Genomic DNA, 13,413 nt, shown 5'->3' on the forward strand with positions numbered 1-13,413 from the left:
TTACGACAGCGGGTAGCGCGGGATAAAACCGGCATTAACCACCTGAATGTTAGACTTCTCAGGCCTGATATCGACGCTCTGATTTCGGCCTGAGGCCTACACAGCGCTTGTTCGCGAGAGAAAAAGGAAGTTATGGAGTCCTCGACCGCAAAATTCGGTATCGGTGAGATCGTCCGCCACAGGGTCTATCCCTTTCGGGGCGTTATCTTCGACGTGGACCCGGTGTTCAGCAACAGCGAAGAATGGTACGAGTCCATTCCCGAGGACGTACGTCCCGCTAAAGATCAGCCCTTCTATCATCTCTTTGCCGAGAACGCGGAAGGTCCCTACGTTGCCTACGTTTCCGAGCAAAATCTGCTGCAGGACGAAGACAGCGGCCCGATCCGTCATCCAAGCGTTGAAGACGTCTTTGAAGGCATCAAAGACGGCCGCTATCACCTGCGCGCCGGCCAGGCCAACTAACAGATCTACCCGCCTCGCTCTGCTGCGGGCCACCCGCTTTTCATAACTCCGCTCGCTTTACTTGACTCCGCAGCGGTTGAAGTGGAACAAGCAGTCCTGATCTGAAAGTCAGCCCGTTTTCAGCCTCTTGAACTGCATCTCATCATGCCGACTCAAAAACCCGGTGATAACCCTTCACAACTCACGGATGGCGAGGCCTTTGACGGCCTGACATTCCGTGATGCGACTGCCGCCGATGCCTTGGCAATCGCCAGGCTGCACAGTGAAAGCTGGCAAAGCGCGTATCGCGGCCTCCTGACCGATGCCTATCTCGATGGCCCTCTGGCCGACGAACACCGCGCGCGCTGGCAGGACCTGCTGGCCGCCGACGGTGATGCGGGCCCAGGACCAGGGGAGCAGGAGGCAGGATCGCAAGCAGCAGAGACCGCCCCACCCGGCCAGAAAAAGCACAGGCCCGAAGGCTTTGTTTTCGTGGCCGAGCAGGCGGGCCGGCTCCTCGGCTTCATCTCGGTATGGTTCGATTACAAGGAAGGCTACGACACCTACGTCGATAACCTGCATGTCCGCCCGGGCTTACGGGGTGGGGGCATCGGCGGCCGGATGCTGAGAGAAGCCGCGGCACGGGTGATTGCGGAAGGCCGCAAGAGCCTTTCCCTCGAAGTCCTAAATGAAAACCTGTCCGCGATCAGTTTCTACAGAAAGATGGGCGGGGTCAGCCGGGAACACGGCCGCGAAGACATGGGCGGCGCGATGGTCGACTACCACCTGATCGCCTGGGACGACGCCCGGAAACTGGTTGATTCTGCTGCGCCGGCGCAGTGATTCGCGGCCGCCATCGAGAGCAAATTGAGAATTGACGAGGCCTCTTTACCAAGCCCCCGGCTTGCAGTATGTTCCGCCGCACCTCATAAGAGTGCGATCGCTTTTCACTGACTTTGTGAAAAACCATCAGACTCCAAGGACCCGTAGCTCAGCTGGATAGAGCGCTGCCCTCCGAAGGCAGAGGTCACAGGTTCGAATCCTGTCGGGTCCGCCAATTATTTCAAATAGTTACGACTTTCCACAGCATGCGGTTCTGACAAAGTAACCACATCGCAACCGCGGCCTTTGCAGAGTGGCAAGACTTTGCATTTTGCAAAGATTATTTCCCCAAAATGAAAAACTCTACCCAAGAAGCCTGCAAATCTGCCGGTGAAAGGGCATGGCATGACCTTTGCTGACCCTTCCGGTTAGGGCGTGACAATCCGGGGCGCCTGTAAGCAATAGCCGAATGCAAAGGATTGCCAGGATGCTCAAGTCTCGTCTCGCCGCGGCGTTTCTCGCTGCAGCTATAATCTCACAGAGTGCCACCCTGCTGGCGAAAACCGAAGGCAGCCTGCCGGTACCAACCGAAGGCGTACTGCTCGAAGTTACCGGTAAGCTGATCCAAAGCAACGTCAAAGACGCGAAAGGCCCTGTGGCTATCCTGGATCGGTCGATGCTCGAGGGACTGGGCATCACAAAGATCGAAACCTCGACGGATTGGACGGATGGTATACAGTCCTTTGAAGGTCCTCTCGTAAGCGATCTGCTCGAGCGCCTGGGCGCCAGCGGCACCACAATCCTGGCAACAGCCGCAAACGACTACACTGTCGAAATCCCCGTTTCAGACTTTCTGCGCTACCCGGTCATCCTGGCCATGGAGATGAACGGCAAGCGCTTAACCCTTCGGGACAAGGGGCCGATCTGGATCGTGTATCCCCGAGACCAATACCCCGAGCTGGACGACCCCCTCATCAACGGGCGCTGGATCTGGCAACTCAAGCGCCTCGAGATCCGTTAGGCCCGCCGGCAGGTCACTCCAGGACACAGGAATGGGAAGGAAGCGAAAAATGAAGCAAACAGCATTCCGCTACACGCCAATGCTCCTTGCCATTGCCGTTTTCCTGGGATCGCTTGGCTACAGCCTGACGGCAACCCGGAACGGTCACCAAACGCTCGAACAGATCTCTGACGAACGAATATTCTGGAGCGCAGCGCAGGCCGAAATCGAATCGCTCCGTTTTCTAAATGCGCTGGAGCGCTTCGGGCGTGCAGACCCAGAGATAGCGCCCCGGGACGTGAGCGAACGCTTCGAGATTCTTTGGAGCCGGCTTGCTCTGTTTCAGGAAGGTCAGATCGGCGCACGCCTGTCGAATTTTCCACAGGTCACGCAAAAGATCCAAAAGCTTTTAGTGGTGTTGACGGCGCAGGAGCGCGCGGTCATGGCTCTCAGCTCCGACGACCCTGCCGGCGCAATGGAAATAGCGGCTGCGTTTCAGCCCTGCACACAAGCGCTGCGTCAAATTTCAATCGCTGTCGCATCTGACGAAGAACAACGATTCTCTAGTCTTCGCAACGAGTTAGGCGATCAACATTGGCACATCCTTGCCTTTACCCTCGGCTTGCTGATCACAGGGGGCCTGCTCGTTTACCTGCTGGACCGCGAACGCCGAATCACGGCATCGCTGGCGGCCCGCAATGCACGACTGGCGCAGGAAGCGACGCAAAGCAATCAGGCAAAGTCCAACTTTCTGGCGATGATGAGCCACGAACTCAGGACCCCCATGAACGGCGTGCTGGGTATGATCTACTTATTGCTAGGTTCGGGCCTCGACCCCAAGCAGCGGGACTATGCCGAGCGGGCTAACCGCGCGGGAACCGCCCTGATCCGAATCATCAACGATATCCTCGATCTGACGCAGATGGAAATGGGGCGGCTGACGATCGAATCGGAAACCTTCCGGTTACGCGATGTCACGCGCTGCGTCACCGACCTCTTCGGTTCCGTTGATCGTGAAAAAGGCGTCACCATCCGTACAACGCTGGACGAGGATATTCCCGCGCAGCTGCGAGGTGATTCAAAACGTCTGCAGCAGATCCTGTTCAATCTCGTTGGAAATGCTCTGAAGTTTACGCCTTCGGGCAAAATTGGCGTCGAAGTCAAACGCGTCGGTGACGGGCACGTCGAAGCCGGGGGCACAGGAGCCGGGCGCAGCGGGAAAAAAAGCCCTGACCTGCGCCTGCGCATCGAAGTGACGGATACCGGGATTGGCATAGAAAAAAATAAGCAAAAACAATTGTTTGAAGACTTTTCACAACTTCATTCGGTTTACACACGGCAGAATCAGGGCGCAGGACTCGGGTTGGCCATCAGCAAACGCCTGGTCGTACTCATGGGTGGAGAAATCGGTGTGATCAGCGATGTAGGAAAAGGCAGCACCTTTTGGTTCGAGCTGCCATTCGACGTACCCATTGATGCAAAGGCGGTCTCCGTTCAAGCTTCCGCTGAAGCAGGACGTACAGACCCAAGCCGTCAGAACACAGTGCCGCAGGACTCCGCCGGTGCAGCCTTCAAATCTCACAGAGGGCATATTCTGGTCGTGGAAGAGCTCGCAACGGACCGTGAGATCCTGAAAGTCTATCTGGAAAGATCCGAATATGAAGTCAGTTTCGCCGAGACCATCGCTGAGGGTATCTCTTCTGCAGATCAAGAGCGTTATGATGCGGTTCTGGTTAACCTGCCTTCAAAGACAGTCCGCAGACTGATCGATCGGGATCAGGACGACCTGGCCCCTCTCGGCAATCCCGATATTCCCATAATCGGGATGCTGGATTCGTCGGATCAGGAACTGCTGGCGGCCTGTGCTTCGAGCGGCCTGAGCGCCTGTCTGGCCAAACCCTTGAACCCGCAGATCCTCGCGCGCACGGTCACAAACTGTATTGTGCCGCGATGATTCCCAACCTGGAAAGCATCTTGCGCAGTCTCCGGAAGGACCTGGGGTTGATAAGCGAGTTATTATCGCTTCATTAAAACTATAGGTGCTCTAATCGACCTATCCCGTTGTATAAATTAGGCATACGCCGTCCCGCACAGAAACGGACAGCCGGTGGAAGAACCGCTATGACCGAGCGAGATACGCTTCGGCAGACAGAAGCGATAAATGCGGCAAGCATCGCAAATGCGATGGATTGCATTATTACCGTCGACGGGGCCGGCAAAATTCTTGCCTTCAATCCGGAAGCGGAAAAGACCTTTGGTTTCGCGGCAGATGAGGTTATTGGACGCTCCCTGAGCGAAAACATCATACCTGATCGGATGCGCAACGCTCATGAAAAGGGTCTCATCCGCTTTCTGAAAACGCGCGAAGCCAACGTTGTCGGTAAACGCATCGAAATTCCTGCGCGCTGCGCTGACGGTAGGGAAATCAGTGTCGAACTCTCGGTGACCGCCTTCGAAATCGATAGACAACCCTATTTCACCGCATATCTTCGCGATCTTTCGCAACAGGGGGAAACCAGCATCGGGTCATCCGGTGACAAAAGCGACGGTAATACCGCCCAGCGCCTGGCGCGGTTGGGGAGTTGGACCTGGGATCTGACCCAGACAGAGGAGATAGCGTGCTCGGCCGAACTCTGCGATATCCTGGGTTGCGCCCGGGACTTTACACCCGACTTCGAAGGGCTGCTCGGCTTCATCCACCCCGAAGAGCGGGATCTGGTGCGACAGGCAATCGGCGAAGCGAAGCGTGACGGGATGCCCCACGGACACAGATCCTTCAAGAGCGACTTCCGCGTGGTGACCCCGGAAGGCCGGGTCAAATTTGCGACAGGAGTTGGCGAGGTGACGTTCGACGACGACGCCAAACCTCAGTTGGTTTACGGCACCATTCAGGATGTCACCGACTTGCGCGCCGTCGAACAGGAGCTGATCGCGGCACGGGACGAGGCCAATCACGCCAATCATGCAAAGTCCGAATTCCTGGCCATGATGAGCCACGAAATCCGAACCCCGATGAACGGAGTGCTCGGAACCCTGGGATTGCTGCAAAACATGGAGCTGCCGGCGCAGCAACACGATCTGGTCCAGTCCGCACGATCTAGCGGCGATGCCTTGCTTGATATCCTCAACGACGTCCTGGATTTTGCCAAGATTGAAGCAAGCAAGCTGGAACTGGAAGAGGTGGCCTTTTCTCTGCCCGTCCTGATCCGGAATATCCAGCGTTTCTGGGGTCACCAATTCGCAAACAAGGGGCTATCCTTCAGTGTTGAACTACCTGACGGCCTGCCGGCCTTTTTGGTCGGAGATACGGGGCGGCTGCGTCAGATCCTTCAGAATTTCCTCAGCAACGCGCTGAAGTATACTGCCGAAGGGCGCGTTCGCCTGATTATTTCAAGGGACGACAGTGCCAGCGCCTGGGAGGAGGGCGCGGTCCGAAACTTGCGTTTCTCTGTGATCGACAGCGGCGTCGGTATCGCGAGCGGCAAACAACAATCTGTCTTCAAGGCTTTCGATCAGCTCGACCGTGCAACCATGGACGGCGTAGGCGGCACCGGCCTGGGTCTGGCGATCTCAAAGCGACTTGCCGAATTGATGAAGGGCGAGATCGGCTTCTTGAGCGAAGAAGCTGTTGGAAGCACATTTTGGATTCAGCTGCCGTTGGAAAGTGCAGCGGACGCTCCTGAGGAATTGGACAGCGAAATTGCAGATCCAGCCGACGTCACGCCCTTTCGCGTTGGTTCAGACAAAAGGAAACCACGCATCCTTTTGGCCGAAGACAATACCACCAATCAAATTGTCGCCAGAGAACTGTTGCTTCGCCGGGATTGTCATGTCGACGTGGTGGCAAACGGTAGCGAAGCTGTTGAGGCCGTTCAGGCGCGCCCATATGATCTGGTTCTGATGGATATATCCATGCCGGTCATGGACGGGATTGCGGCCACAAAAACAATCCGCGCCGAAAACTGTCCCCATAATAATGTGCCGATCGTTGCGCTGACCGCCTACGCGATGAAGTCCGATCAGGAAACCTTCGCGGCAGTCGGTATGAATGGCTTCGTTGCCAAGCCGGTCCTGGATGGCAAACTGCTCTATCAGGAGATGGAGCGTATTCTATACGCCGCCGCCTCTTCTGAACAACCAGGTGCCACACCCGCCGCAACAGATATTCTTATCGATCAAGCCACGTTATCCAGCCTCACGGAGAGTCTAGGCGAGGAAACAATGGCCAAGTTACGGGACAGCTTTCAGGGTGATGTTGAAAGATCCCTCAAGCAGTTGCATGAAGCTGCGGAGCAAGGCGACGTCGAGGCCCTGGAACACAGCAGTCACACCTTAAAGAGTGTCAGTGGGACCTTCGGTGCAATGCGTCTCCAGGCACAGGCCTCTGCAATCAACACCGCGAGTCGCAACAGCGATTTCGAAGGGGCTAAGGCCGCTTTGCAGGGACTGGAGACGACCTGCCGCGACACCCTGAAAGTCTTCCATGAATCCAATTTGGCACGACCGGTAGGAAGTGACACAGACATAGCGTCTGATCCGGACAGAAAATAGGCTACGCCATTATGAGCAAAGAAAATACAACACGCGTCCTGCTAGTCGAAGATACACCTTCACTGTCAATCGTGTATCAGGAATATCTTTCCAAGGCGGGCGTGAAAACGGAACTTGCGGAAACCGGTGCTGATGCCTTGCGATTGCTGGAGAGCGGCCGGTTCCGCGTCGTTCTTCTTGATCTTAAGCTACCGGATATGAACGGCATCGACATCCTGAAGCAGATCACTGAACGCGGTCTTCCTGCGGCCGTCGTTGTTATAACCGCAGATGGCTCGATCAACACCGCAGTCGATGCCATGCGCCTCGGGGCCTATGACTTCATCGTCAAACCCTTCTCGGAAGACCGCCTGATTACGACAACGCGCAATGCTCTGGAGCGCATCGAACTGCAGGCAACTGTCGAAACCATTCGCGACGATTTTGGCCGCGACCGATTTCAGGGTTTCATCGGCAGCTCTCTTTCAATGCAGGGCGTCTATCGCGCAATCGAATCCGTCGCCCGTTCCAAAGCCACGGTCTTCGTCACAGGTGAAAGCGGGACAGGCAAAGAAGTTTGCGCCGAAGCGATACATCGCGCCAGCCCCCGAAAATCCATGGCCTTCGTTCCGCTCAATTGCGCGGCCATCCCCAAGGATCTAATTGAATCTGAAATCTTCGGGCATCTCAAAGGCGCCTTTACCGGCGCCACGAGCGATCGTTCAGGTGCCGCCTCGCAAGCCCACGGAGGTACGTTGTTTCTCGACGAAATCTGCGAGATGGATCTGGCGCTTCAGACCAAGCTGCTGCGCTTTCTTCAGACCGGAAAGATCCAGCCGGTCGGCGGTGACAAACTTCAGGCCGTTGACGTAAGAATTATCTGCGCCACCAACCGTGACCCTGCACAGGAAGTGGAGGAAGGCCGGTTCCGTGAAGACCTCTTTTATCGTCTCCACGTCGTACCGATACATTTACCGCCTCTGCGGGAACGCCAGAACGATCCCGTTGAAATCGCACAAACCTTCCTGCGTGATTATGCCAAGGAGGAAAGCAAGGCCTTCAAAGGCTTCGCGCCGGAAACCGAAACGGCACTTCTGAACCACACCTGGCCTGGAAATGTCCGTGAATTGCAGAACGTAATCCGTAATACGGTGGTTCTGCATGACGGTGAAGAGGTGCTGCCGGAGATGCTTCCACAATCCCTCGGCAATTCACCGGTTCTGCAGCGGCCAGAGAGCGGTGCCGAAGCCCCTCGGGTCGCAGCCCAAAGTTCCCGCATGATCACGGGCCCCGCCAACGGCGCTCTAGGCAGCGCCAATCAGCTTGCTGGCTCGGCATTCGACATCGCGGGCTTGAAACTCTGGCAAATCGAGAAACAGGCTATCGAAGCGACCATTGCCGCCTGCGGCGGAAGCATACCAAAAGCGGCCACCCAACTCGGAATCAGCCCTTCAACCATTTATCGAAAGAAAGAGTCCTGGGACGCCCAGGGGTCTGAGTGATCCACATCGAAGCGGGCGGCCCTCTCGCTCATCGAACCAAAGCGCCAGCCATCTCTCGAGAATAGCCGTCCTCAGTTCAAAAACAGACAACCGAATTCCTCATCGTAGCACTGGAGTCGCTCCGGCTTGGACGGAACCGTCCCCGGGCAATTTGCCGACCCGGTGATTTTGCTCTGAACATGATATGTAGAATGGAATCACGCGCTTAGCGGGTCCACGCAAGTATCATCGCTAATCTGCGATTCATCGTCCCAATTCGCGAATCTCCCGCCCAATTCTGTATGCCAAAACCTGTTTCGGCGTCGGCCCCACAGCCCATCCCCGATGATTCCTGCTTGCGGGATTTCGCAACAATTCTCGACCAAAACCCGCTCAATTCTGCCGTTTCCTCGTTGAATACAGGTCGGCCGCATGGCGCCTGTCTGCTCCATGCGAACAGATTGACAGCGCTTTGGCACAGCGATTGCGTCTTCTCAATCAGGAAAGCCCTCTCGCTTTCCAGAAGATAGGAAAGGGACTTGATCATGGCGCTTTTATACCAGGACAGCGAGATCACAGACGAAGGTCGCTCCAATGTTCTCAAAAAGACGACCGCCCGGCTGATCGAAACCCTCGGCAAAAAAGGGGCAATTTCCTTCGCCCTAAAAAACCACTGGGCCGGCGTGCTCATGGAGATTGAGCGGAACCGTCTCTCATAATCATCAACCACACCATTACTGACCGAGAGACCCGTTCAAGCCCCCTTGCCGATCCAACGGCAAGGGGGTTCTTCGTTTCGCGTTTTCGTCACAGCAGAGCTTTGCATCCTGAAAAGATTCTTCGCGCATTCGCATTTTCGAAAGCCGGTTAAAACTCAAAAATAACCATATAACTAATTGTTATTTCTATTATTTTTTATAATTCCGCTATTTGGCACGCTTCTTGTGATGCAGCTCGTCAAGAGATCGTCATCAAGAAGGAAGCAAAGCCATGAATGCCTATGTGTCGAATTATCTGCGCGCCAAGTCAGCCACTACTCTGCAGCAGCAAGGCCTGCCGCTTTCGACGGTATATCCGTCGATCAGTGTTTTCGGTCTTGGTTACGTGGGCGCCGTCTCGATGGCCTGCTTTGCCAAACTGGGCTACGAGATGATCGGCGTCGACATTGACGACCAGAAGATCGATGCGATCAGCAACGGCACCTCGCCGATCGTTGAAGCCCAGTTAGGTGAGCTTCTTTCTTCCGGCGTTGCCTACGGGCGGATTACTGCGACCAAGGACTTTGTTACTGCGGTGCGGGACACCGATATCACAATGATCTCGGTGGGGACGCCGACCGCCGAGGACGGTGGCTGCGATACCCGCTATATCAGTGCCGCCGCCAGAAACATCGGTGAAGCCCTGCGCCTTAAAGATACTTACCACCTGATCGTCATGCGCTGCAGCGTGCCGCCGGGAACGACGCTCGATCTCGTTGTTCCGGAAGTTGAAAAGATCTCCGGTAAGAAACTCGGCGAAGACTTCGGTCTTTGTTACAATCCGGAATTCCTGCGCGAAGGCACGGCCGTCGCAGACTTTTTCGATCCCCCCAAAACCGTCATTGGCGCTTCCGACGAGCGTGCGGCTCAGACTCTCGCAAATCTGTACGGCCGGGTTGACGACAACGTCCTCTTCACCTCGATCGGAGCAGCTGAAATGGTGAAGTACGCGGACAACACCTGGCACGCGGTCAAGGTCACCTTCGCGAACGAGATCGGACGCCTTTGCAAAAGTATCGATGTCGACAGTCACGAGGTCATGAACGTCTTCGTGCAGGATCAAAAACTTAATCTGTCCCCTTATTATCTGAAACCCGGATTTGCTTTCGGCGGCTCTTGCCTGCCCAAAGAAGTTCGGGCCATGCAATACCTGTCGGACATCAACGGCATCGATGCACCTTTGGTTCAGAGCTTGACCAACAGTAACCGCGCTCAGGTCCAGGAGGCCTTCGACATCATCGAGTCCCTAGGAGTCGAGCGGGTCGGTTTCCTTGGAGTCACCTTCAAAGCTGACACCGATGATTTGCGCGAGAGTCCTGTGCTCGACCTGATGGCGATGCTGTTGGAGAAGGGTTACGAGGTCTCGGCCTACGACCCCAACCTGATTGACCACAACTTTTCGTCCGCGGCTTTCGATTACATCTGCCGCACCTATCCGGCGATCGCACCGGTTCTCAAGAAGCTGCCTGAAATCATGTGTGAAGATATCGAGGCGCTTCGCTCCCGCAGCGACAGCCTCGTGGTCACCCACAACACAGCGCAGTTCCGTCGTGCCGTAACGCTACGCGATGAAACAACGAGCGTCGTCGATCTCGTCCGCCTATTCCCAGAACCTCTCGAAGATCAGAGCTATCACGGCATTGCCTGGTAACTGCATCTGACGCAGCAGGCATCCCCGGCCGCCGCCAGAAGCCACACCTGCGGCGGCCGGGGGATCCGAACCTTCGATACAGGAACAACAGGAGGAACCAGGATGGCTCCCTCGAAATTTTCGGACTTTGAAATCCTCGCAATCCTGCGCCAAGCCCAGGCAGGCGGGGATGTCGCAGAGGTCTGCGCAATCAATGGAATATCAGTCGCGACTTTTTACCGCTGGCAAAAGGCCTACGGACATCTTCTTCAAGCCGGCCGCCCGGAACCACCCTGTGGCCAGGCCTAAAGAGCAACACCCGGCATCTCATGAACATCATCCAAGGGAGACTTAACAATGGCTAGCTTACCCGCCACGCACCCCGTCATCGGGACGTCGGCAGACGACAACATTACCGGCACACGCCGCTCTGACGTCATCGCCGGCATGACCGGCGACGACACCATTACCGGCCAGACCGGCCACGACGAAGTATGGGGCGGTCAAGGAAACGACGAGCTCTACGGCAACAGCGGTAACGACCGCATCTACGGTTCCGGTGGTCCGACCATTATCAACGTTTCGACCATCCCGATCGGCAACGACTATCCTGTGCGCGTGATCTTCGAAGGCGAAACGGCGGGTTACCGCAACAGCTTCGGCTACTACAAGATCGACAGCGCCACCAAAGAGATCTACGACGTCGAAATCATCTGGCCGAATGCGTCACTGCAAGGCAGCGGCGGTGACCTGGTGGCTGGGCAGAGCGACGCACTGTTGGATGTTCAGGCCGGTGACAACGTCGGTTTCTTCATAGTTTCCAACGGCTTCAGCTACAATGACTTCGCCGCGTTGGGCGAAGGCACCTATGCCTTCCAAAACGCCAACGGAACGCCGGCAACTCTGGACAGCGACGACCCGAAGCTGGTCTTCGAAACGGAGAATGGCGAGACGACTGAAATCGTCTATCACCAGTATCACACCGCGGCCTACGACGAGACTCTCGGACTGAACCCGGACGGCTTGCTCCATACGGCCGGTATTCTCAAGACCGACAAGGGCACTCTGACAATCGGCTTTGAAGATCTGCTGAACGGCGGTGACCTCGATTTCGACGATTCGGTCTTTACCATTGATCTGGGTCCTGCGAATGCCGTGATCCTCAACGCCCACTACCGCCAGGAGCACGGCCTACCGGACCTCGTTGCAAGTAACGAAGGCAACGGCGAACCCATCATTGTGATCGAGGATGATGACATTCTGCGCGGCGGCACCGGCAATGACGAGCTCTGGGGTCACAAGGGCAACGATCTGCTCTACGGCGACAACGGCACCGACGAGATGCACGGCGGCAGCGGCGACGACATCCTGCACGGTGGATCGGGTGATGACGAGATGTACGGAAATCTCGGCAACGACTTCATCTATGGTGATAGCGGCAGTGACTACATGGTCGGCGGATCCGGCGACGACTATATCGAGGGCGGGAATTACAACGACTCTCTGATCGGTGGATCCGGCAACGACACCCTGAAAGGTGGCAGCCACCACGACGACCTCGCCGGCAACAGCGGAAACGACCTGCTCTACGGCGAGAACGGGAACGACCGGCTCGAGGGCGGCTCCGGCGACGACACGCTCGACGGCGGTTCCAGCCAGGATACGCTCTTGGGCGGCAGTGGCAATGATCTGCTTGTTGGCGGATCGGGCCACGACAGACTTGAAGCCGGTTCCGGCAACGACAGCCTGAAAGGCGGCTCGGGCACAGACAGCCTGTTCGGTCACAGCGGCAACGACGTTCTGGATGGCGGCAGCGGCAGCGACTTGCTGGACGGCGGCTCGGGCATCGACACCGCCGACTACAGTGACTGGAGCAAGAAGATCTCCGTCGACTTGAAGGCCGGCACGGTCAAGGGCAACGGCACCGACATCCTGGTGTCGATCGAGAACATCTTTGCAACCGGCCATGACGACAAGATCATAGGTGATCACAGGGAGAACGAGATCCATGCCGGCGACGGCGCGGACCGTGTCTCCGGTCACGCCGGCAATGATCTCCTCTACGGCGGTAACGGCGAAGACTATCTCAACGGTGCAAGCGGGGCGGATGTCCTTTTCGGCGGCGCGGACGATGATCTTCTGCGCGGCGGCAAAGGTGCCGATGAGATCACCGGCGGCACTGGTGATGACATCCTCTGGGGCGGTGAAAACGGAATCAACGACCAGACCACCGACACCTTTTACTTTACCATCGGTGACGGCAGCGACAGCATCGCCGACTTCGAAGTTGGTATGGACCTGATCGCACTCAGCGACCTGTTGGTCGACGAAAGCGACGACCTGCTCTCCGCCCTTAGCGATACTTCGGAAGGTGCGGTTCTGGATCTCTCGGCATTCAACGGTCAATCTGGTGACAGTATACTTTTTACGAGCGTTACCGTCGACGAGCTGAATGATGAGGCCTGGCATATTATCGTGTAGCTGGACGATGGAGGCTTGACAGTCAAAACCCGGAAACCGGGCACAGAAACCGGAAACAAAAAGGGATGAAACTGAACGCGGCGCTGACCTCCCGCCGCGTTCTTTTTTTTGCGGCAAAACGTCCTGGTTACTAACGCACCAAGACCGGATTGATCTCCAGCACCGCGAGCCTGCCGCCGACGGCCTTCTGAAATACCTGTTAAAGCCGTCCGGACACGCAAAGGCACCTCGTTGCAGCGCCGGACATATCGATCAGACTTGCGCCCACCC

Annotated in this window: 10 protein-coding genes and 1 tRNA gene; all 11 read left to right on the forward strand. The window is 56.5% G+C overall.

Translation table 11 applies throughout. The features are described 5' to 3' along the window. Window positions 1–132: 132 nt before the first annotated feature. The 11 genes from hspQ to QMZ18_RS02050 all read left to right on the forward strand — a co-directional run bounded on the left by hspQ (window position 133) and on the right by QMZ18_RS02050 (window position 13,143). On the forward strand, window positions 133–462 hold the full coding sequence (gene hspQ, locus QMZ18_RS02000; RefSeq protein ID WP_282604553.1) for a heat shock protein HspQ: 330 nt from the start codon (window positions 133–135) through the stop codon (window positions 460–462). A gap of 144 nt (window positions 463–606) precedes the next feature. Further along, window positions 607–1,284, forward strand: a complete 678-nt coding sequence (locus QMZ18_RS02005) for a GNAT family N-acetyltransferase (protein WP_282604554.1) — start codon at window positions 607–609, stop codon at window positions 1,282–1,284. Between the two features lie 137 nt (window positions 1,285–1,421). Next, window positions 1,422–1,498: transfer RNA gene (locus QMZ18_RS02010), tRNA-Arg, on the forward strand. 252 nt (window positions 1,499–1,750) lie between these two features. Then, window positions 1,751–2,284 (forward strand): molybdopterin-dependent oxidoreductase, encoded by a 534-nt coding sequence (locus QMZ18_RS02015; protein ID WP_282604555.1) that lies wholly within the window; start codon window positions 1,751–1,753, stop codon window positions 2,282–2,284. A 49-nt stretch (window positions 2,285–2,333) separates the two neighbouring features. Then, window positions 2,334–4,217, forward strand: a complete 1,884-nt coding sequence (locus QMZ18_RS02020) for an ATP-binding protein (protein ID WP_282604556.1) — start codon at window positions 2,334–2,336, stop codon at window positions 4,215–4,217. Between the two features lie 167 nt (window positions 4,218–4,384). Next, window positions 4,385–6,814, forward strand: a complete 2,430-nt coding sequence (locus QMZ18_RS02025) for a PAS domain S-box protein (protein WP_282604557.1) — start codon at window positions 4,385–4,387, stop codon at window positions 6,812–6,814. 11 nt (window positions 6,815–6,825) lie between these two features. After that, window positions 6,826–8,295 (forward strand): sigma-54 dependent transcriptional regulator, encoded by a 1,470-nt coding sequence (locus tag QMZ18_RS02030; RefSeq protein ID WP_282604558.1) that lies wholly within the window; start codon window positions 6,826–6,828, stop codon window positions 8,293–8,295. 524 nt (window positions 8,296–8,819) lie between these two features. Beyond that, window positions 8,820–8,993 carry a hypothetical protein gene (locus tag QMZ18_RS02035; protein WP_282604559.1) on the forward strand — a complete coding sequence of 58 codons (174 nt, stop codon included), beginning with the start codon at window positions 8,820–8,822 and terminating at the stop codon, window positions 8,991–8,993. Between the two features lie 271 nt (window positions 8,994–9,264). Then, window positions 9,265–10,683 carry a nucleotide sugar dehydrogenase gene (locus QMZ18_RS02040; protein ID WP_282604560.1) on the forward strand — a complete coding sequence of 473 codons (1,419 nt, stop codon included), beginning with the start codon at window positions 9,265–9,267 and terminating at the stop codon, window positions 10,681–10,683. Window positions 10,684–10,785: 102 nt separating this feature from the next. Then, entirely contained in the window at window positions 10,786–10,971 is a 186-nt protein-coding gene (locus tag QMZ18_RS02045) for a transposase (protein ID WP_282604561.1), read from the forward strand. Between the two features lie 48 nt (window positions 10,972–11,019). After that, window positions 11,020–13,143, forward strand: coding sequence for a DUF4114 domain-containing protein (locus QMZ18_RS02050; RefSeq protein WP_282604562.1), 2,124 nt, complete (start codon window positions 11,020–11,022; stop codon window positions 13,141–13,143). Window positions 13,144–13,413: the final 270 nt, after the last annotated feature.

Source organism: Pelagibius sp. Alg239-R121 (genome assembly GCF_947331435.1).
GTDB lineage: Bacteria > Pseudomonadota > Alphaproteobacteria > Kiloniellales > Kiloniellaceae > Denitrobaculum.